This is a genomic window from Vreelandella sp. L-15 (assembly GCF_056857635.1).
In genome coordinates, this window is sequence record NZ_JBSXNN010000024.1 from 31,480 (window position 1) to 52,599 (window position 21,120).

At 57.7% G+C, this 21,120-nt stretch carries 17 protein-coding genes; 6 read left to right on the forward strand and 11 right to left on the reverse strand.

Going from position 1 to position 21,120, the window contains the following annotated elements; translation table 11 throughout:
• Positions 1 to 59: 59 nt before the first annotated feature.
• On the reverse strand, positions 60 to 335 hold the full coding sequence (locus AC13CY_RS02220) for an Lrp/AsnC family transcriptional regulator (protein ID WP_044628486.1): 276 nt from the start codon (positions 333 to 335) through the stop codon (positions 60 to 62).
• A 252-nt stretch (positions 336 to 587) separates the two neighbouring features.
• Between AC13CY_RS02220 and AC13CY_RS02225 the strand changes: the two genes are divergently transcribed.
• Entirely contained in the window at positions 588 to 902 is a 315-nt protein-coding gene (locus AC13CY_RS02225) for a high-potential iron-sulfur protein (protein ID WP_483052244.1), read from the forward strand.
• A 76-nt stretch (positions 903 to 978) separates the two neighbouring features.
• Here the strand turns inward: AC13CY_RS02225 and AC13CY_RS02230 are convergent, their stop codons facing one another.
• The 5 genes from AC13CY_RS02230 to AC13CY_RS02250 form a co-directional block, all read right to left on the reverse strand.
• Positions 979 to 2,541: a SpoVR family protein gene (locus tag AC13CY_RS02230; RefSeq protein ID WP_483052245.1), complete on the reverse strand. Its 1,563-nt coding sequence runs from the start codon at positions 2,539 to 2,541 to the stop codon at positions 979 to 981.
• A gap of 20 nt (positions 2,542 to 2,561) precedes the next feature.
• On the reverse strand, positions 2,562 to 3,851 hold the full coding sequence (locus AC13CY_RS02235) for a YeaH/YhbH family protein (RefSeq protein ID WP_289136777.1): 1,290 nt from the start codon (positions 3,849 to 3,851) through the stop codon (positions 2,562 to 2,564).
• 72 nt (positions 3,852 to 3,923) lie between these two features.
• A complete protein-coding gene (locus AC13CY_RS02240) occupies positions 3,924 to 5,846 on the reverse strand; it encodes a PrkA family serine protein kinase (RefSeq protein WP_483052246.1) in 1,923 nt (640 codons plus the stop codon).
• 273 nt (positions 5,847 to 6,119) lie between these two features.
• A complete protein-coding gene (locus tag AC13CY_RS02245; RefSeq protein ID WP_172416345.1) occupies positions 6,120 to 7,172 on the reverse strand; it encodes a threonine aldolase family protein in 1,053 nt (350 codons plus the stop codon).
• 140 nt (positions 7,173 to 7,312) lie between these two features.
• Positions 7,313 to 9,334: an NADPH-dependent 2,4-dienoyl-CoA reductase gene (locus tag AC13CY_RS02250; protein WP_230834804.1), complete on the reverse strand. Its 2,022-nt coding sequence runs from the start codon at positions 9,332 to 9,334 to the stop codon at positions 7,313 to 7,315.
• A gap of 231 nt (positions 9,335 to 9,565) precedes the next feature.
• Here AC13CY_RS02250 and AC13CY_RS02255 point away from each other — a divergent pair, with 231 nt between their 5' ends.
• Both AC13CY_RS02255 and AC13CY_RS02260 read left to right on the forward strand, forming a co-directional pair.
• Positions 9,566 to 10,483, forward strand: a complete 918-nt coding sequence (locus tag AC13CY_RS02255) for a DMT family transporter (RefSeq protein ID WP_289136775.1) — start codon at positions 9,566 to 9,568, stop codon at positions 10,481 to 10,483.
• A gap of 43 nt (positions 10,484 to 10,526) precedes the next feature.
• Positions 10,527 to 12,095: a bifunctional GNAT family N-acetyltransferase/carbon-nitrogen hydrolase family protein gene (locus AC13CY_RS02260; protein ID WP_058577100.1), complete on the forward strand. Its 1,569-nt coding sequence runs from the start codon at positions 10,527 to 10,529 to the stop codon at positions 12,093 to 12,095.
• A gap of 125 nt (positions 12,096 to 12,220) precedes the next feature.
• On the opposite strand, the gene AC13CY_RS02265 is transcribed toward AC13CY_RS02260, so the two are convergent.
• The 4 genes from AC13CY_RS02265 to AC13CY_RS02280 form a co-directional block, all read right to left on the reverse strand.
• Positions 12,221 to 12,523 carry an MGMT family protein gene (locus AC13CY_RS02265; RefSeq protein ID WP_058577101.1) on the reverse strand — a complete coding sequence of 101 codons (303 nt, stop codon included), beginning with the start codon at positions 12,521 to 12,523 and terminating at the stop codon, positions 12,221 to 12,223.
• 29 nt (positions 12,524 to 12,552) lie between these two features.
• Entirely contained in the window at positions 12,553 to 13,161 is a 609-nt protein-coding gene (locus tag AC13CY_RS02270) for an FMN-dependent NADH-azoreductase (RefSeq protein ID WP_044628476.1), read from the reverse strand.
• 188 nt (positions 13,162 to 13,349) lie between these two features.
• A complete protein-coding gene (locus AC13CY_RS02275) occupies positions 13,350 to 14,801 on the reverse strand; it encodes an alanine/glycine:cation symporter family protein (protein ID WP_058577102.1) in 1,452 nt (483 codons plus the stop codon).
• Between the two features lie 105 nt (positions 14,802 to 14,906).
• Positions 14,907 to 15,770, reverse strand: coding sequence for a LysR substrate-binding domain-containing protein (locus tag AC13CY_RS02280; RefSeq protein WP_058577103.1), 864 nt, complete (start codon positions 15,768 to 15,770; stop codon positions 14,907 to 14,909).
• A 126-nt stretch (positions 15,771 to 15,896) separates the two neighbouring features.
• Between AC13CY_RS02280 and AC13CY_RS02285 the strand changes: the two genes are divergently transcribed.
• The 3 genes from AC13CY_RS02285 (at position 15,897) to AC13CY_RS02295 (ending at position 18,807) form a co-directional block, all read left to right on the forward strand.
• Positions 15,897 to 17,072, forward strand: coding sequence for a TauD/TfdA family dioxygenase (locus AC13CY_RS02285; protein ID WP_058577109.1), 1,176 nt, complete (start codon positions 15,897 to 15,899; stop codon positions 17,070 to 17,072).
• Positions 17,073 to 17,104: 32 nt separating this feature from the next.
• Positions 17,105 to 18,043: an ABC transporter substrate-binding protein gene (locus AC13CY_RS02290; RefSeq protein ID WP_058577104.1), complete on the forward strand. Its 939-nt coding sequence runs from the start codon at positions 17,105 to 17,107 to the stop codon at positions 18,041 to 18,043.
• A 71-nt stretch (positions 18,044 to 18,114) separates the two neighbouring features.
• The gene (locus tag AC13CY_RS02295; RefSeq protein WP_289072487.1) at positions 18,115 to 18,807 is read left to right on the forward strand and encodes a TVP38/TMEM64 family protein; all 693 of its coding nucleotides are present in this window, start codon (positions 18,115 to 18,117) and stop codon (positions 18,805 to 18,807) included.
• A 13-nt stretch (positions 18,808 to 18,820) separates the two neighbouring features.
• Here AC13CY_RS02295 and AC13CY_RS02300 read toward each other — a convergent pair whose 3' ends face one another.
• Positions 18,821 to 21,085 (reverse strand): glycosyltransferase, encoded by a 2,265-nt coding sequence (locus AC13CY_RS02300; RefSeq protein WP_483052247.1) that lies wholly within the window; start codon positions 21,083 to 21,085, stop codon positions 18,821 to 18,823.
• Positions 21,086 to 21,120 lie beyond the last annotated feature (35 nt).

Below are 21,120 nucleotides of genomic sequence, written 5' to 3' on the forward strand. Positions count from 1 at the left end.
GTCACTCCCCTACAAGCTTTTTAGATAGACCAGTATGTTTTTTTAGTAGGTAGCTAACGTTACCAGCCGAGTGAAAACATGGTTTCCAAGTCGTGACGAGAGTGAACCTGCATGGCATTCAGCGTTTCGGTATCACTAATCCCTTCTACGGCATTTAGGCGCTCGGTCACCAGCTCCGCTAGGCTCTCAAAATCGCGGGTGCGAGCAATGGCGACTAGGTCGTAACGGCCGCAGGTGGAGTACACTTCGCTGATCCCTTCCACATCGGCTAGGCGTTCAGCCACTGCCTTTACTTGGCCTTTTTCGGTATTAATCAAGATCACTGCGTTTTGCATGGCGCCCTCACTAATCATGTCTTGTGGATATCACGCTACGGGGCGAGTATAGCAGCCTGCTAGGTACGGCCAAGCGCTGCCTGACAGCGTGGCTAATTGTCGCGCTATTTATAAGGTTATTCGCACTAATTTTGAGCATGCGCTAGCATGTACCGTATACCTCCGATTTATAAGATTTGTCGGAGTATTAAGAGGTGGATCACCACCCGACAACCGTAGCAAAACGTCAGACCGTGACGATAAGGAGACACCATGGCTAATCAGAGCCGTCGTAAGTTCATGCGTAACAGTGTGCTGGGCCTCGCTGCCCTACCGTTTGGTGCTGGCATTCTGTCGAAGAGTGCTTTTGCCCAGGAACTCCCGCGCTTGGATCCGTCCTCTCCTACCGCTCAGGCGCTTAACTACGTCGAAGTGGCCAGCGATGCGAGTGACCATCCCGCTTATGAAGAGGGCGAACTCTGCTCTAACTGCATGTTCTTCAATGTAGACACCGAAGGTTGCCAGCTCTTCCCAGAAAACAGCGTTGCACCGGAAGGCTGGTGCCAATCGTGGACGGCCAAAGCGTAAGCAACCCCCAAGGTGTAAGCAAACCTTAGGCTACTGCGATATCCATGACCCCGCGCCCTGCGCGGGGTCACTGTTTTTAGCCAGCCCCTTTGCTCTCTTCCTCTACCGGCCAGTGATAACGGCGGGTGACTTTCCCATCTTCCATGGATACCAAGTGTACAGGGAAGCCCCATAGCTGCTGTAAATGGCGAATCACCGGATAGACACTTCTCCCCAGTGGCCGACGACTATCCTGAATGTGATGCAGCGTTAATGAGCGATCACCGCGAATGGCAGCTTCTACCACCTGAATATTCGGCTCACGCACCGACAGAGCATATTGGCTTGAAAGCGCTTCACGTATGCGTTTGTAGCCACGGTCATCGTGAATAGCAGCAACCTCAAGCATCTCTACCTGGTCGTCATCGACAATTAAAAACAGCTTTAAGTCGCGAATCACCTTAGGTGACAAGAACTGCTGTATGAAGGATTCATCCTTAAAGTTGCGCATCGCGAACTCAAGGGTTTCCCGCCAGGGGCTAGCTGCAATATCAGGAAACCATTCACGGTCTTCAGCCGTCGGCGCTTCGCAAATACGCTTAATATCCATGAAGATGGCAAAGCCCAGTGCATAGGGATTAAGGCCACTATAATAAGGGCTATCGAACCCCGGCTGATTGATGACCGCCGCGTGCGACTGTAAGAACTCCAGCATTAGTCCCTCATCTACTTTGCCCTCATCGTAAAGCCGATTCATTAGCGTATAGTGCCAGAAGCACGCCCACCCCTCGTTCATGACCTGGGTTTGCCGTTGAGGATAGAAGTATTGAGCCAACTTACGCACGATACGCACGATTTCACGCTGCCAAGGGGCCAGCAGCGGGGCATTCTTTTCGATGAAGTAGAGCAGGTTCTCCTGGGGCTCGGAGGGATAGCGCCCCCCCGTATGCAGCCCTAAGGGGTCATCGTCGCTGTGCAGGCTTCCCGGGGGCGGCGCGACGCCAGCTGGCGGCTCGGGGATCGTTCGCCACAACATGTTGACCTGGGTTTGCAGGTACGCTTCGCGCTCGTCTTGGCGTTTGGCCTCTTCCTCGGCCGAGATGGGTGATGGCCGCTTGTAGCGGTCTACCCCGTAGTTTTGTAGCGCATGACAGGCATCCAAAAGTTGCTCGACGGCGTGCACGCCGTGGCGCTCTTCACACTGGGCGATGTATTTGCGGGCGAACACGAGGTAATCGACGATGGATTCCGCATCGGTCCACGTGCGGAATAGGTAGTTGCCCTTGAAGAAGGAGTTATGGCCATAGCAAGCGTGGGCAATCACTAACACCTGCATCATCAGGGTGTTTTCCTCCATCAGGTACGCAATGCAGGGGTTGGAGTTGATGACCAGCTCATAGGCAAGCCCCATTTGCCCGCGTTTGTAGGCCTGCTCCACAGAGAGAAATTGCTTACCAAACGACCAGTGATGGTAGCCCACTGGCATGCCAACGCTGGCGTAGGCATCCATCATTTGCTCGGTGGTGATGACTTCGATCTGATTGGGGTAGGTATCCAGCCGATACTCATCGGCGAGCCTGGCGAGCTCCTCATCAAAACGCTCCAGCACGCTGAAATTCCAGTCCGACCCAGTGGCGATGGGCTTGCGGTTTACACTCATGGCGCACTCCTCGACTCGCACTACCGCTCTTGGCTCATGCGGCGCTTGAATAGCTCACGAAAAACGGGGTAGATATCTCCCGCATCGACGATCTGGCGCATGGCGAAACGCTCGGGAAACTGCGCCGCTACGGCTTCGTACTCGTGCCACAGCGATTGATGATCGTGCGGGGTGATCTCCACGTAGGCGTAGTACTGCAGCTGGGGCATCAACTGCTTCACCAACAGATCACGACAGATATTGGAATCGTCGTCCCAGTTGTCACCGTCGGAGGCCTGGGCCACGTAGAGATTCCATTGCCCGGCGGGGTAGCGTTTTTCGATGATCTTGTTGACCAAATTCAGCGCGCTGGAGACGATGGTGCCGCCGGTTTCTCGCGAGTAAAAGAACTCCTCTTCATTCACCTCTCTAGCAGCCGTATGGTGGCGCACGAACACTAGCTCGACTTTCTCGTAATGCTTTTCTAAAAAAAGATAGAGCAGTAAGAAAAACCGTTTAGCGATGTCTTTATGGTTCTGCGTCATGGAGCCCGACACGTCCATAACACAAAACATCACCGCTTGGCTCGATGGTTGCGGCTGGGCGGCGAGCTGGTGATAGCGCAAATCGTAGGTATCGATGAAGGGAATGGCGTCGATACGTTTTTCCAGCCGTTCGATCTCGGCCTTGAGCTCCACGACGCGAGCAGGATTACGCAGTACCGGATCTTTACGCTCCTCGGCCGCTAGCGCTTCTTGGGCTTCCTTCAAAGCACGCTTGATGGGTGCACGCATGGCAATACGTCGTGCGTAGGCTTCGCGCATCGAGCGGGTAATGCTAATGCGTGACGGCACGCCATCTCGCGCAAGCCCTGCCCGCACCATTTTGATCTCTTCCAACGACTTGAGCGGCTTGCGTTGTAAATGGGGAAGCTCCAAGCCATCGAAGACGAACTCCAGAAACTCCTCGCGGCTAAGGGTAAACGCAAACTCGTCGTTCCCCTCTCCTTGGTTAGAAGCGCCGCCTTCCTCGGCACCGCCACCACCCCCTTGGCCGCTAGGTCGACGGATTTTGTCACCTTCCAAAAACTCCTTATTACCCGGCGCGACGATGTTGCGTGCCCCGCCCGGCCCGTGCTGAAACACGGGTTCGGAAATGTCCTTGGTGGGAATCGATATTTTCTCGCCGCGCTCCATGTCGGTGATGGAGCGGCGGTTGACCGCCTCCTCCACCGAGCGCTTGATGTGCTTGCGGTAACGCTCCAAAAAGCGCTGCCGATTGACCGCGCTTTTATGCTTAGCGTTAGGTCTGCGATCAATAAAGTAGGTCATTCGACCTCCTCAACACCTCGATCTTAAGCGCCGACTCTTGGCGCTCTTGTGTGCGGGCCGACAGCGAGCCCGCTACTGAGACTTACGCACGCGCAAATACCACTCTGAAAGCAGCCGCACCTGTTTCTCGGTATAGCCACGGTCCACCATGCGCGCCACGAAATCCTCGTGCTTTTTCTGATCCGACTTCGACGCTTTGGCGTTGAACGAGATCACCGGCAACAGCTCTTCGGTGTTGGCAAACATCTTGTGTTCGATGACGCCTTTCAGCTTCTCATACGACTGCCAGCTAGGGTTCATACCGTTGTTTTGCGCCCGCGCCCGCAGTACGAAGTTCACCACTTCATGGCGGAAGTCTTTCGGGTTGGAAATGCCTGCTGGCTTCTCGATCTTCTCGAGCTCTTCGTTCAGCGATTGGCGATTAAGCAGCTCGCCTGTCTCGGGATCACGGTACTCCTGATCCTGGATCCAGAAATCGGCGTAGGTGACATAGCGATCGAAGATGTTCTGACCGTACTCGCTGTAGGACTCGAGATAAGCGGTTTGAATCTCCTTGCCGATAAAGTCCACATAGCGCGGGGCAAGAAACTCTTTGATAAAGCCCAGGTAGCGCTCGAACACCTCGGAAGGCAGCTGCTCGCGCTCCAGCGCCTGCTCCAATACGTACAGCAGGTGCACCGGGTTGGCTGCCACTTCCTGGCTGTCGAAGTTGAACACCCGCGAAAGGATCTTGAAGGCAAAGCGGGTCGACAGCCCCTGCATGCCTTCATCGACGCCTGCTGCGTCGCGGTACTCCTGAATGGACTTGGCGCGGGGGTCGGTATCCTTGAGGTTGTCGCCGTCATAGACCCGCATCTTGGAGTAGATACTGGAGTTTTCGGGCACTTTCAGCCGGGACAGCACGGAGAACTGGGCCAGCATGCGCAGCGTATCCGGGGCGCAAGGCGCGGCGTTCAGGGACGAGTCTTCGAGCAGTTTCTGGTAGATCTTGATCTCTTCGGAGACGCGCAGGCAGTAAGGCACCTTGACGATGTATACACGGTCGAGGAACGCCTCGTTATTGCGGTTGTTGCGGAAGGCCTGCCATTCGGATTCGTTGGAGTGGGCCAGAATGACGCCATCGAAGGGGATCGCGCCCATGCCTTCGGTGGGGTTGTAGTTCCCCTCCTGGGTGGCGGTCAGCAACGGATGCAGCACCTTGATGGGTGCCTTGAACATCTCCACAAACTCCATCAGGCCCTGGTTGGCGCGGCACAGCCCGCCCGAGAAGCTGTAGGCATCCGGGTCGTCCTGAGAGTAGAGCTCCAACTGGCGGATATCCACCTTGCCCACCAGCGAGGAGATATCCTGGTTGTTCTCGTCACCGGGCTCGGTCTTGGAGATGGCGATCTGGTTCAAGCGCGAGGGATAGAGCCGCACCACGCGGAATTGGGAGATATCCCCACCGTACTCCTTCAAGCGCTTGGCGGCCCAGGGTGACATGACGCTGCGCAAATAGCGGCTGGCAATACCGTACTCCTGCTCCAGCAGCTTGCCGTCCTCTTCCGGTGAAAACAGCCCCAGCGGGGATTCGTACACCGGCGAGCCCTTGATAGCGTAAAACGGGATACGCTCCATGAGCAGCTTCAAACGCTCGGCCAGCGACGATTTACCGCCGCCCACCGGCCCCAGCAGGTAGAGAATCTGCTTGCGCTCTTCCAGGCCCTGGGCCGCGTGGCGGAAGTAGGCCACGATCTGCTCAATGGCCTCTTCCATGCCATGAAATTCGGCAAACGCAGGGTAACGGCGAATCACCTTGTTGGAAAAGATACGTGACAGACGCGGGTCTTTCGCCGTGTCGATCACCTCAGGCTCGCCTATGGCTTCCAGCATGCGCTCGGCGGCGCTGGCATACACCTTGGGATCACGGCGGCACAGCGCCAGATACTCCTCCAGGCTCATGTCCTCTTGCTGAACGCGGGCAAAACGGTCTTGAACGTGATCAAAGATGCTCATGGAACTCTCCTGTGGCCCATCCCCCAGCGCAACCGCCAAGCCAATACCCCAGACGGTGTGCTATTCGAGGTGTCGCTCTATCAGCGTAGTCAGCATTAGCAAAAAGTGATGACTAAACCTTCAACGCAGCGCTGTTAACGATATGAGCACAGCAACAGGGGGGTTAGTTGCGTGAAATATTGTGGCAACCCCACAACGCAACGCGCCGCCTGAGAAGGCGGCGCTTGAGAGCTCAACGTCAGAGCAGTTTTTAGCTTTTAGCGGCGGTATTGCTCAAGCACGAACGTCAAGCACGGCTTTCACATCGGCCAACAGCTGATCGAGCAATTCAACGGTGGTGTTCCAAGCGCAGACGAACCGCGCTCCGCCGGCACCGATGAAGGTATAAAAGGTCCATCCTTTGGCTTTCAACGCTTCGATGGCGTGAGGTGGCAATTCAACGAATACGCTGTTGGCCTGGGTGGGGAACATCAGCGAAGCACCCGGCAACGCCTGTAGCCCTTCCGATAGATAACGCGCCATGGCGTTGGCATGTTCGGCATTGGTTAGCCAAGCACCGCTTTCCAGCAGGCCCAGCCAAGGCGCAGAGACATAGCGCATTTTCGATGCTAGCTGCCCCGCCTGCTTGCATCGGTAGGAGAAGTCTTCCGCCAGCTCGCGATTGAAGAACAATATCGCCTCACCAAACGCCAAGCCGTTCTTGGTGCCCGAGAAACACAGTGCATCGACGCCCACTTGCCAGGTCAACTCTGCGGGTGAGGCGTTCAAGCTGGCACAAGCGTTGGCAAAGCGTGCACCGTCCATGTGCAGCCGAAGGTCATGCTTATCTGCCATGGCGCGAATGGCCAGCAGCTCTTCGCGGGAGTACACAGTGCCCACTTCGGTGGCTTGAGTGAGCGATACCACCTTCGGTTTTGGGTAGTGGATATCGCTGCGCTTGGTCACCAGCGCCTCAATCCCTTGCGGCGTGAGTTTGCCGTTCGCTCCCGGCGAGGTCAGCAGCTTGGCACCGTTGGAGAAGAACTCCGGCCCACCGCACTCATCGGTTTCAATATGCGCCAGCTCATGGCAAATCACGCTGTGGTAGCTGCGCCCCATCGCGGAGAGCGCCAGTGAGTTGGCTGCAGTGCCGTTGAACACGAAAAATACGTCACAATCGTAGTCGAACATTTCACGAAAACGGTCGGCGGCGCGGGCGGTCCAGCGGTCGTTGCCGTAGGCTAAATCATCGGCCTGATTGGCTTCGAGTAAGTACTGCATCGCCTCCGGGCAGATACCGGAGGTGTTGTCACTGGCTAAAAATCGTGGGGTACACTCCGAGGGCATGACGATAATCCTTTTGTCTGACGGTCGTGCGGCGCAGGCTGGGTGCCACCCGCGCCTTAAATCCCTAACGTGGCTTAGTAGTTAGGGTGATCCATCAGTCTATCGCCATTTTAGCGTTAACGTCACGCCCCCCACGCGAGTTACAGCGAGGCCGCCAGCCGGGTGCCTTGATCAATAGCGCGCTTAGCATCCAATTCGGCCGCTTCATCTGCGCCGCCAATCACATGCACGCGGCTACCCGCTTGGGCCAGCGGCGAAATCAAGTCGCGTACCGACTCTTGGCCTGCGCACACCACAATGGTGTCCACCTCGACCACCTGCTCTTGCCCTTCGCGGCGGATGTGTAAGCCCGCATCGTCGATGCGCACATACTCGCAGCCGGCCAGTGTTTCTACGCCACGCTGCTTTAACGAGGCACGATGCACCCAACCCGTGGTTTTACCCAGGTTTTTGCCTGGCTTAGAGCTTTTTCGCTGCAGCATCACAATGCTGCGCGGTGAACGTGGCGGCTGCGGCGCTTTTAAGCCGCCACGTTCGCCCACTGCTAAATCCACGCCCCACTCATCGCACCATGCGGTCACCTCCATGGTGGGGTGCCCCTCGTGGGAAAGCAGCTCCGAAACATCAAAACCAATGCCGCCTGCCCCAATCACCGCCACGCGCTTGCCTACTCGTTCAGGCTGCTCAATGGCGTCTGCATAGCTCAGCACGCTGGGGTGGTCGGCCCCAGGTAACGCCAGTTCACGGGGCACCACCCCCGTGGCAATCACGATTTCGTCAAAATCTGCCAGGGCGCCTACAGTGGCTTCGGTGTTTAAGCGCACGTCCACCGCGTGCTTTTCGAGCATGACGCGGAAGTAGCGCAGAGTTTCGTTAAACTCTTCTTTACCGGGGATTTTGCGAGCGTAGTTAAACTGCCCACCCAGCTCGCTGCGCCGCTCAAAGAGCACCACGGCATGCCCACGACTGGCCGCCGCTACTGCTGTGGCAAGCCCCGCTGGGCCGCCGCCTACCACCGCTACCCGCTTAGGTGTTTGCGCAGGCGCCAGGGTGATCTCGGTTTCGTGGCAGGCACGGGGGTTGACCAAGCAGGAAGTCAGCTTGCCCATAAAGGTGTGATCCAAGCAGGCCTGGTTACAGGCGATGCAGGTATTGATCTCCTTCGCCAAGCCCGCCTCGGCTTTACGCACCCACTCGGGGTCAGCCAAAAACGGACGCGCCATCGACACCATATCCGCATGGCCCTCGGCCAGTACGCGCTCAGCCACCTCCGGCATATTGATGCGGTTGGTGGTAATCAGCGGAATCGACAGCGCCGCGCGAATGCGGCGGGTGACTTCGGTAAACGCGGCCCGGGGCACGCTGGTCACGATGGTCGGCACCCGTGCCTCGTGCCAGCCAATGCCGGTATTGATGACGTTCGCGCCAGCGGCTTCAATGGCCTGGCCCAGTTGTACGACCTCTTCCCAGGAGCTGCCCTCTTCCACCAGATCAATCATCGACAGGCGGAAGATCAGCAGGAAGCGCTCGCCAACCGCTTGGCGAATACGCTTGACGATCTCGACAGGGAAACGCATACGCCGCTCAAAATCTCCGCCCCAGTCGTCGTCACGCTGGTTGGTGCGGCGGCAAATAAACTGGTTGATCAAATAGCCTTCCGAGCCCATCACCTCAACCCCATCGTAGCCCGCCTGCTGGGCCAGCGTGGCACAGCGCACGTAGTCGGCAATCTGCTGCTCTACCTCGTCGCTGGAGAGCGCTCGGGGGGTGAACGGGTTGATGGGGGCTTGCAGCGCCGAGGGGGCCACCAGCTCTGGTGAGTAAGCGTAGCGCCCGGCATGCAAAATTTGCATGCATAGGTGCCCACCGGCGGCATGTACCGCATCGACAACGTGGCGATGCTCCGCCACTTGAGACTCCTCTGTCAGCGCGTTGGCACCTTGAAATACCGCCCCTTCGGCATTGGGCGCAATGCCACCCGTCACAATCAGGCTTACCCCTGCACGCGCGCGCTCTGCATAGAACGCTGCCAAGCGCTCAAAGCCATTCGGCGCTTCTTCTAAATTGGTGTGCATGGACCCCATCAATACGCGGTTAGGCAGCGTTAAATGTCCCACGGTTAATGGACGAAATAGGTGCGGATAAGCTGGCGCTTGGCGCATCACGGTGCTCCTTCACTGTTATTAGTACGGCGGGCAATCAATGGCTTGCCACTCACATTCAAACAAGCGTATGACATAGCGCTGGCTACGTACAGACTTTTACCACGCAACTGTATCGCCTTTTTATCCAGACGATAGTCGCTATATCGACTACCTTCCCCCTTGCCCCTGGCGGCAAAGCGCGTCACATTAACCGGCTAACGATCAGGGATTGAATCTAGGGAATGTGCTATGCCATTGATTTACTTTTTACCGCCGCTGGCCACCGTACTGATATGGTCCGGCAATATGACCATCAACCAGCTTTCGGTAGATGCCATCGCTCCTAGCAGTATCGCGTTTTTACGCTGGCTGCTCGCCCTCGTCGTCATGACTCCTTTTGTGCTGCCGGCCGTACTGCGTCACCAAGATGAGATCGTGCGTAACTGGCCAAAGCTAGCTCTGCTAGGGCTTTTAGGGATGGGGCTATGGCAGGGGCTGGCTTATATCGCTGCGGAAACTACCACCGCCACCAATATGGGCATTCTTGCAGCAATGGTGCCGCTGCTCACGGTGCTATTGAGCGCGCTAATTTTGAAGGAACCACCCACATTAGGCGGCGTCGTAGGCGGCGTGCTCGCCTTTATCGGCGTCACCGTGCTGCTGGGCCGCGGCAACCCACTTTCTCTGCTGCAGTTAGAGGTGGCGCAGGGCGACGCGCTAATGGTGGTCGCCGCCACCTGCTATGCGCTTTATGGCGTGATGCTCAAACGCTGGGCGATGAATCTGCCTCCTTGGGTCATGCTCTATGCCCAGGTCTGTTTTGCCGTGTTGTTCTTGCTGCCACCCTACTTGATGGGCCCCATGACGCCGGTGGATGGGAAGAACGTTTGGCTGATCCTGTACGCAGGCATTCCTGCTTCCGTTATTACCACGTTCTTGTGGATGCGAGCGGTCCGCCAAATCGGCGCTAACCAGGCGAGTATCTTTATCAACCTGATGCCGCTATTTAGCGCGCTGATTGCCATGGCGTTACTGGGTGAACAGGTATCGGGGTTCCACTTTATAGGTGGGCTGTTAATCCTTGCCGGGGTGATCATGGCGCAAACGCTGACACGTCCGTTGGTACGCGCGGCAGCCGCCCGTAAAACGCAAAGCGTACAGCAGTGATACAATAGGCCAACTTCATTTTATGAATGGGAACCCCTGACCTATGTCCCTAGAAGACCTGCACCTCAATCTGCGTAACCTCACCAGCGACGACTACGAGCAGCTGAAATCGCTGATGGATGCGGTGTATCACGATATTGGTGGCGCTTGGCCTAAGCACACCATCGATAAGCTGATCCAGGAGTTTCCCGACGGCCAGATTGCCATTGAAGACGACGGCGTACTGGTGGGCGTCGCCCTCACCGTGCAGGTGGATTACGACGAGTTCTCCAACCCGCACAAATACGACGATTTGATCGGCCATCGTGAAATCATCCTGAACGATCCGGAAGGCGATGCCATGTACGGGCTGGATGTACTGATCCACCCAGACTATCGCGGCTACCGCCTGGGCCGCCGCCTATACGAAGCGCGTAAAGAGCTGTGCCGTTCGCTCAACCTGCGGGCTATTTTGGCGGGCGGACGTATTCCCGAGTATCACCAGCACGCCAGCGAGCTAACGCCTGCCCAGTACATCGACAAAGTCTCCCGCAAAGAGATTTACGACCCGATTCTGTCGTTCCAGCTTGCCAACGACTTCCAGGTCAAACGTCTGTTACGCAAGTACCTGCCGGAAGACGAGCAGTCCCGAGGCTACGCCACGCTGTTGGAGTGGAACAATATTCTGTTCGAGCCCGCTGAAAACGTGCTAGACACTCGCCCCACTCAGGTACGCGTGGGCGCGGTGCAGTGGCAAATGCGTGAGTTCGCCTCCGTGGAGGCTGCGCTGCAGCAAATCGAGTATTTCGTCGATGCGTTGTCGGATTATCAGAGCGACTTTGCCGTTTTCCCGGAGCTGTTCACCACGCCACTCATGGGCCTGCAGGATCGCGCCGCGCAGAAAGACCAGACCGCTGCCATCCGCTTTTTGGCGGGCTTCACCGACCGTTTCAAGAGCGAGCTGTCGCGGATGGCGGTGTCCTACAACATCAACATCGTCGGTGGTTCGATGATCGAGGTGGGTGAGGATGACCGTCTTTATAACGTGGCTTACCTGTTCCATCGGGACGGCGAGGTGGAGAAACAGTCCAAGCTGCATATCACCCCGCAGGAGCGGCGCGACTGGGTGATCGAAGGCGGCGACGATCTGCAGGTGTTCGATACCGATGCAGGCCGTGTCGGCATCCTGATCTGCTACGACGTGGAATTCCCGGAACTGGGCCGCCTGCTGGCCGACCAGGACATGGACATTCTGTTCGTGCCGTTCTGGGTCGACACCAAAAATGGCTACCTGCGTGTGCGACACTGCGCTCAGGCGCGGGCTATCGAGAACGAGTGCTACGTGGTCATCTGCGGAAGCGTCGGCAACCTGCCGTCCATCGAGAACCTGGATATCCAGTATGCCCAGTCGGCGGTATTCACCCCCTCCGACTTTGCCTTCCCCCATGACGCAGTGCTGGCCGAAACCACGCCCAACACCGAGATGATCATCTTCTCGGACCTGGACTTGACCCGCCTGACCGTAGTGCGTGCAGAAGGCTCGGTCACCAACCTCAAGGACCGCCGCAAGGATCTCTTCGACCTGCGCTGGCGGGACTGGTCGCTGAAGTCCGGCAGTAGGCAAGAAGACTAACGCTCAACCTGCGACCCACTACGCATAAGTACGCCAACGCCGCCCACCGGGCGGCGTTTTGTCATTCACAAATCGCTATTCACAGCTTTCTATTCACACCTCCCTATTAACCACTCACCCAAGAGCTACTCATCCGGCCAAACAAGGTGGCTCGGCACGCGGCCTTTGGCATCGAACGCGACGCCCTCGGCACGCAGCTTTTCGTGCTGGCGTGCCGCGCCGCCGTGGTCAGCCAGTTTGAGTGACGCGGAAATGACACGATGCCAGGGTAGCTGATGCCCCTCGGGCAGGTGACGCATGGCCGACCCCACCATGCGCGCCGTTGCTCCTTCGGTCATCTTGGCAATGCGGCCATAGGTCGTCACCCGCCCCGCCGGAATTTGATCGACAATAGTGTAAATCTGTTCGAGCAGTTCCGGGCGCGGCATGACAACCTCGTTTGGCTTATGGCGTTGGTTTAGAGCGCTTCGACAAGCTGATCAATGGCTTGGAAGGCTTCTTTCATCGCGGCATCGCGGTGAGCGTCGCCCATGTTCAAACCTTCAGCAAACACCACTTCCACATCGCGAATGCCCATCAGGCCCAACATGGTTTTCAGGTGCGGCGTTTGGCTATCGAACTCGGTGCCCGCGTATTGACCGCCACGAGCGGCCAGAATGATAGCTCGCTTGCCTTCGATCAGCCCCTGGGGGCCGTTTTCGGTGTAGCGGAAGGTTTCACCGGCGCGCAGCACGCGGTCAAACCACGCTTTCAGCTGTGACGGAATGCCCAGGTTGTACATCGGCACCGCCAGTACCAGCACGTCGTTAGCGCGCAGCTCTGCCAGCAGCTCATCCGAGTGCGCGGCCAGCGCCTGTTGCTCGGTGGTGCGCTCGTCAGCCGGGGTCTGCCACGCGCCCAGCTCTTCGATGGCAAGGTGCGGCAGCGCGTTGGCAACCACATCGCGGTGGGTAACGGCGACGCCATCACGTGCAGCGGCCTGCTGCTGAAAATGGCTCGCCAGCGCGTTGGACTGGCCGTTGTCGCCGAGGATAGAAGAGGTCACTAACAGGGCACGAGTGGTCATGAAAATTCCTTAAAAACAGAGAGAAGGTTAGGCGCTATTCTACGGCGCTTTTCGGTGAGCAAAAGCGCAACGTTTTCCGATCTACATTCGACAAAATCGAACTATTCACCCATGAAAAAGCCCCACGCGTGGCTGCTTGAATCGCAGCAACGCGTGGGGCAGATGACGACTAGCAAGCAGATACGTGGCTATTTCTTAGTCGGCCAGGCGTTCGGATCTACTTTGTTCGCCAGCTTCGGAAACTGGCTAGGGTCGAAGACCGGTTCTTTACCCGCCTTGAGCTGCGTGTCGTAATCTTTGAACAGCGCAAAGGCAATGGGCGATAGCAGCAGAATCGCCACCAGGTTAATGATCGCCATCATACCCATGGAGAGATCCGCAAAATTCCAGATAGCTCCCAGGCTGGCCACAGAGCCCACCATGATCATGCCCAGCACGGCCAGACGATACAGCATCACCGCCAGGGGTGCCCGGCGGCCAGCCAGGTATTCGATGTTGGACTCACCGTAAGAGTAGTTGGCAATCACGGACGTGAACGCAAACAGCAGAATCGCTACCGCAATGAACATGCCGCCCCATTCGCCCACATGGCTGGAGAGCGCCATCTGGGTCAGCTGGATGCCGTTGCTCTCCTCGCTGGCCAGCAGTTCCGGGCCCGCCATAATGATGATTGCTGCCGTCGCGGTACAGATCACCAGGGTATCCAGAAAAACGCCCAGCATTTGAATAAAACCCTGAGCTGCCGGGTGATCCGGGCGGGTGCTGGCAGTCGCTGCCGCGTTAGGCGCAGAGCCCATACCCGCTTCGTTAGAGAACAAGCCGCGCTGAATACCGTTCATAATCGCTTGGGAAATGGCATAGCCCATCGCACCGCCGGCCGCCTGCTCAATACCAAAAGCGCTCTGCACGATTGTCATGATGGCAGCGGGCAGGTCGCTAATATTCAGCGCCACCACGACCAGCGCCAAGATCAGGTACAGCAGTGCCATCAGCGGCACCACTAACTCGGCCACTTTCGCAATCGACTTCAAGCCGCCGAAAATAATCGGCGCGACGATGGCCATCAAGACTAACCCCATGGCCCAGGTGGGAATGGCGAATGCCTGCTCCATGGCCTGGGCGATGGAGTTGGCCTGTACGCTGTTAAACGCCAACCCAAACGCAATAATCAGGCAGATAGAAAACAGTACCGCCAGCCAGCGCAGCCCCAAGCCGCGTTCGATGTAGCGCGCCGGGCCACCGCGAAAGGTGTTATCGCCATGGTCGGTTTTGTAGGCCTGAGCCAGCGTGGACTCCACAAAGCTGGTCGCCATGCCCACCATGGCGGTCATCCACATCCAGAAAATCGCGCCGGGGCCGCCGAAGTAGATCGCCACCGCAACGCCCGCTAGGTTACCCGTGCCCACCCGCGCGGCGAGACTGGTAGAGAGCGCCTGAAACGAGGAAATACCGCCGTTGGACTGCCGGGAACCGCGCAGCAGCTTGAACATATGTCCGAAATAACGAATTTGAATAGCACGGGTCATGACCGTGAAATAGAGGCCAGCACCGATGAGCAGGTAAATCAGCACACTGCCCCATAACAGCCCATTGCCGCGGTCCACCATCACGGTCAACAGGGGAGGAAGAGTAAAATCCATACCAAACACACCTTTTTTAAAACAAAGAAGGCGCATCATTCTTCACGGTTGCACCAAAATGGCAAGAAAATTGGTGCATTTACTCATTATCAGCAAAAAAACCAATTAAACGGAAGTGGCTAACCAATCCCACACCTCCCCAGCTTCTTCGCTTACCTGCCGCTTACTGGGCCGCACCAGCCAGAAGCGCTCATCGCTGGGCACCTCTACGTTAAACGGCGCCACTAAATCCTGTCGTTGATCCAGCAAACGGCGATGGGTTAACGCCACACCGCCCCCCTGGCTGGCTAATGCCAAGGTCATCACTTGGTTATCGCAGGTAAGCGACAGACACTCGGCCTCCAAATGGGCGATACCCGCCGCCTGCAGCCAGCCGGGCCAACCTACGCCAAAACCTACCGCGTGCAGCAGCGTATGCCCTGCTAGGTCGCTGGGTTTGGTTAACTCACGGGCCAACGCCGGAGTACATACTGGCAGCAGTTGCTCGTCGCCCAGCGGCAGCATCTCTAGTCCACTCCACTCGCCACGGCCATAGCGGATTTCAATGTCCGCCCCTTCCGGGCCAAAGTCGTCAGGCCAGATCGCACTCACCAAACGCAGTAATAGATGGGGCTTTTGCTGATGCAGCGCCACCAGCCGTGGTGCTAGCCAGGATTGCTGAATGACCGGCGTTGCGCGCAGCGTCACTGGTTTTTCACTAGTCATCCCAAATACTTCCGTGGTGCCCTCGCTAATGCGGGAAAACGCATCATGAATGCTAGGCAGCCACGCTTGCCCGGCAGGTGTCAGGGTGAGGCTTCGGGCATGGCGCACAAACAGCTTCTGGCCTAAGCGGTCCTCTAACAACCGAATACGCTGACTGATGGCCGCCTGGGTAACTCCTAACTCACTACCGGCGGCAGTAAAGCTCAGGGTGCGGGCAGCAGACTCAAAGGCTTGTAGCCATAACAGCGGTGGTAATTGGATCATGAAAAAGCTACCTATAAATAAAACAAAGTCTTTGGGGCCAGATTAATCGTTTGTCACTGCACAGAGGACTCCGCATCCTATATAGAAGCATTCAACAACATGTCATCAACCTACAGCGAGGCCTTTATGACCAGCGCACTAGCAGCGACGGAAAAGCGTTCAGCCCCTCAAATGAGTGAACTCACGCCTTATGAACACGGCCCGGCACTCAGCGATGCCACGCTCACCGACAGCAGCCTTGCGCTGACCTGGGAAGACAGCACTCACACAACGCTGCCACTGCTATGGCTGCGCGACCACTGCGCCTGCGCCCAGTGTCGCCATCCGCAAACCCGCGAGCGCCTCTACCTACCGTTAGACGATATCGAACAGGCACCCAGCGTTACCCTGGCAGATGGTCACCTCTATTTACAGTGGCAGGATGGTCATGTGAGCGCCTTTCATAGCGGCTGGCTGTACCAGCGCCGCCCTGAGGCGACGCGCTTTTCTACACTGCCCGCCCCGCAGCCGTGGCGCGACGACTTCTTCCCCGAAGGCGTTCGCCACACCGACTTTCTGACCCCAGAAGGCGAGAAAACCTGGCTGACCGCCATGCTACGCGACGGCTTGGCGCTGGTCACCGACGCACCGCTGGTGGAAGAGGAAGTCAGCCGCCTTGCCGAGCGCATTGGCCCGCAACGCGCTACCAACTTTGGCGGGCGCTTTAATGTTCGCTCCAAGCCTAACCCCAACAACGCGGCCTATACCGCTGCCGGTCTACCGCTGCATATCGACTTGCCCAACTGGCAGCAGCCGCCGGATATTCAACTGCTCTACTGCCTGCAAAACGACGCCAGCGGTGGCGAGTCGCTGTTTGCTGATGGTGCCCGAGTGATCAATGCCCTACGCGAACAGGACCCGGAAGCGCTCGTTATTCTCAGCGAAACGCCCATCGATTTTCGCTTTCAGGACGACACCCACGATATCGCCATCAAAGCCCCAGTGATCACCCTAGATAGCCAAGGCGAGCTAGTGGAGATACGCCTTAATAACTGGATACGCGACACCCTCCACCTGCCCGCTGAAAAAATGGCGGCTTGGTACCGCGCTTATAAAGTGCTGTGGCAACTCTTCCACAGCGACGCCCATCAGTTGGAGTTCACCTTAAAACCGGGCCAGATGGTGGCGTTCGATAATCGTCGCGTGCTTCACGGCCGCCGGGAGTTCGATCCCAATAGCGGTGCTCGCCATCTTCAGGGAACCTATCTAGACCGCGACATGCTGGCTTCGCGCCTGCGTGTTCTCGCTCGTACCGCCGCGTAATCACAATAACCTAAGCAAGGAGATCCTCTTCCATGACGCGCTTAACCCGTCCACTCGTTTCTACGATTGCCCTAAGCTTGGCAGGCGTTACCACCCAAGCCGCCCTTGCCGATGACGCCACGCTCGATTTCGGCGTCCCGGCCTGGCCCGGTATTACGGTAAAAACCGAAATTGCTGAGCAGCTCCTTAATCCGTTGGGCTACGACACTCAAACCCACGAAATCGGCCTGCAGGTGATCTACCAAGGCATGGAGAGTGGCGACGTCGACGCCTTTTTAGGCGCTTGGCTACCCGCACAAAAAGAGATGTTCGAACCGCGCAAAGCCTCTGGCGTGCTTACCGATGTCGCCAACAACGTCGATGGCGCTCAGATGACGCTGGCCGTACCGACGTACCTGCATGAGCGCGGCATTCAAAGCTTCGCGGATTTAGATGAACACCGTGATGAGTTCAACAGCCAAATTCATGGCTTTGGCGCAGGGTCGGCGGCGAGCGAGATTCTCCATAACGCGATTGATAACGACACTTGGGGACTGGGCGACTGGAGCTTAGTGGATACCAGCGAAGTGGGCATGCTCTCCGCCGCTCAAGATGCGATTTCCAGAGAAGAGGCCATTGTGTGGGTCGGTTGGACGCCCCACTGGATGAACCTTGAGCTGCCCATGCGCTACCTGGAAGACCCGGAAAACCTGTTCGGTGAGAACAACGGCGAAAGCGACGTACGCACCCTACTGCGCAGCGACTACGCCGATGCCCACCCGGCGCTGGTTACCTTCTTTGAGCAGTTTAGCTTTACCGCCGACGAGCAGAGCTGGATGATCCAAGCCTTTGGCCAAGAGGAGCGTGACCTTGCCGAGGTGGCCCAGCAGTGGATCAACGACCACCCCGAGCGCGTGGAAGCCATGCTGGCCGATGTGACGACCACCGAGGGTGACGCTGCCTGGCCTGTCATTGAAGCGCGTCTACAATAACGCGTTCGTTCACCCCACCGCCGCAGTGGCGTATGCTAACGCTCTTTTGCCAGATAGGCGGTGGGGATGGAATGTCACGAACGTTGCTAAAAGGGCTAGGCTTACTGATCACGCTGGTGATACTGGGCGTGATGTGGCGCTACCTGCAGCAGCAAGGGCTGCTGACTCAGGCGCAGCTCGAAGCACTCACTACCACCATTAGCCAGTGGCAGCGTGCCCCCTGGATGTTTGCCGCCGTCATGGCCGTCTATACCGGTTCGCTGTTAGTGATGTTTCCGCTAAGCCTGCTGGTCGTGTTGACCGGCCTGCTGTTTGGCCCGGTATGGGGATTGGCTTACGCTACGTTGGGCACGCTGAGTTCGTCGGTGGTGTCTTACTGGGTGGGCCACTGGCTGGGGCGAGATGCCCTCATGCGCTACGGTGGCCGCCACCTACGCGGCCTTTCCGGCTATCTCTCCCAACGCGGCATTCGTACGATGACGGTGATCAACCTGCTGCCGCTGGCTCCCTTCACGCTCACCAATATGTTGGCCGGGGCGTTTCATCTCAATTTCCGCGACTACATGATCGGCTCGACGCTGGGCATCGTGCCGGGACTGGCCGCCGTCATCCTGCTCGGCAGCCAGCTAGGGGCGCTGTTCACCGCTGCCTCACAACAAGAGTTGGTGCTGGCCGTGGCAGGCGTGGTCGTCGGGGTGGGGCTACTCTGGCTACTCAAGCGCGTGGCCACCGCTCGGACGAGCCGTCCTCGAAACGACGGCTAGCCTCTCGCTTGCATCACTTGGGCTGACGCTCGTGGGTCTGATGCGTCGTGTGATGTTTCGCTAGCACCTCGGCATAAAAGTGCGCCACCGCGGCGGCAAACTTGCCGATATCGTAGTCAGCGGCGAACGCTTTGGCTTGATCGCCGAGGGTTTTGCGCAACGCGTCATTCTCGGCCAGTTCCACCACTCGCTGCCCCCACTTCTGGCGGTTTTGCGGCGTCTTGAAGCCGTTGTGGCCATCGCGCACCACGTCATCGATACCGCTCGAGCGTACGGCGACCACCGGAAGCCCAGCGGCCATGGCCTCTAGAATCACCATACCTTGTGTTTCCGAGGTAGAGGCAAAGACGAAGACATCGCCTACGTGATAGTAGAGCGCCATCTCTTCAGGAGGCACGGCCCCCACCAAGGTGACCTGTGCTTCCAAACCCAGCGTGTCGATCTGTGTTTGGATCGCGTGTCGGTCCGGGCCGTCGCCGACCAACAGCAAGCGTAGGCTGGTCTTTCCCTGGCGCTTCAACTCTGCCAACGCTTCCAGCATGAAGCCGATGTTCTTCTCTTTACTGATGCGAGAAACGCTTACCAGCACCGTATCGTCGGCCGCGATAGCCAACTGCTGGCGAAGCGACGCCACGGCCTCCTCGTCGGCATCGGCAAAGCGCGCCGCGTCGATCCCCGTGGGCTGCACCATCGTCGGCGTCTTGACCCCAATCATGCGCAGGTACTCCTCTGCCGAGTAGGTCGGCACGATGACCCCCTGGCAACGATTGGAGAAGCGCTTGATCAAATAATGAGAGATCAGGTTGCGAAATAGTGCCCCCGGCAGCGGTACGAAGTGGGCGTAGTGCTCCAGGCGCGTGTGATAGGTGTAGATGACCGGCACTTTCAAACGACGCCCCATCCACAGCCCCATCGACCCCAGCCAGAACGGGTGATGTACATGGATCACATCGGGCTTGAACTCACGCAGGCAGCGGCGAAATCGCGCGCTGAACGGGTTGGTCAAGCGAAATTCACGCTTCTCGCCAAACGCCATCAGAGTGGGTACCCGCAGGATGGTGTCATCGTCCTGCCACGACTCCCGGTAGCGCGGCACCAGCAGCTGCACCCGATGCGAGAGATCGCCCAGCCCCTGGCGCAGCCGCTCCACAGAAACCGACACCCCAGAAACAAACGGAAAGTAGTTGTTCGACACCATCGCCACCCGCAGACTTTTTTCCAGGTAGGGCGTGGGGTCGATGTCGAAGTCGGGATAGTAGTCGCGCTCTTCGAAAATCAGCCGATACAGGCGCATGGCCAGCAGTGTCAGCAGCCCAACGATCAGCAAGAACCGTGGATAGCTGACGTAGAAGAAGGCATAAATCGTCGAGCCCACGCTGCTCAGCATGCGCCACCAGCCGGGGAGGTCGACGTTCAATCGCACCGGCGAGATGCCCACGCTGTCACCGGCCACCTCGACGACGACGTAATGATGAAAACTCTCATCGGCATCCAGCAGCAGGCCGCCCGCGCCGCCGGTGGTCACGTACGTCACCCCGTTGACGGTTTGCTGGGCGTATAGCGAGAGATTCGCGGAAAACACCGTATCGACCCCATAGCGCTCGGCCAAACGCATGATGCCTTCAGCAAGCCGGGGATCGTTGAGGTAGTTATCTTCTTCGAACAGCGGGGCATCCTGGATGACGTTATGCAGTGGCAGGCCCACGAACACGAACCGATGAGCCGCGTCAGAGGCGGCTAGCTCGCGCTCCAGCCAATCCAACTGCCAGGAAGTCGACGACTTGCCGGTACCATCAAGAAAAATGAAGTGGCTGTTGCCCGCCACGAACGCATAGAAATGCGGGCCAAAGTAGTCGTAAAACAGGTAGCTGCCGAAATCGCTGTCTTCATTATCGCCGTAGGTCAAGAGATAAGGCATGTCGAGCAGTTCGAGGCTGTGATAAATCGCCTGATAACTCTCCTGCTGGCCGCCACTCACCGCATTGCCCGCCGACACCATGAAATCGATATCACCCTGGTTGAGCAGCGGAACGATCTCGTCTTGAAAGACGTTTACCGAGTTATTGATGTTGCCCACCACCGCAAAGCGGTAGGCATCTCGGCCTGCTAGTCGGTCGCGTACCTCGGCGACTTCTACGGTATGCAGCGATTCGAACTCGGGTTCGGCCACGTAGAGCCACACTTGGTGAATGATCAACCCCGCCACCAGCGCAAGGTTCAAAACGAAAAACAGCCTCAACCAGCGCTGGCGGGAGAGGCGAAAAAGGCGTCGAGGCATGTAGAGGCGCTTATCTCAAAGAGTCATTCGGTGGC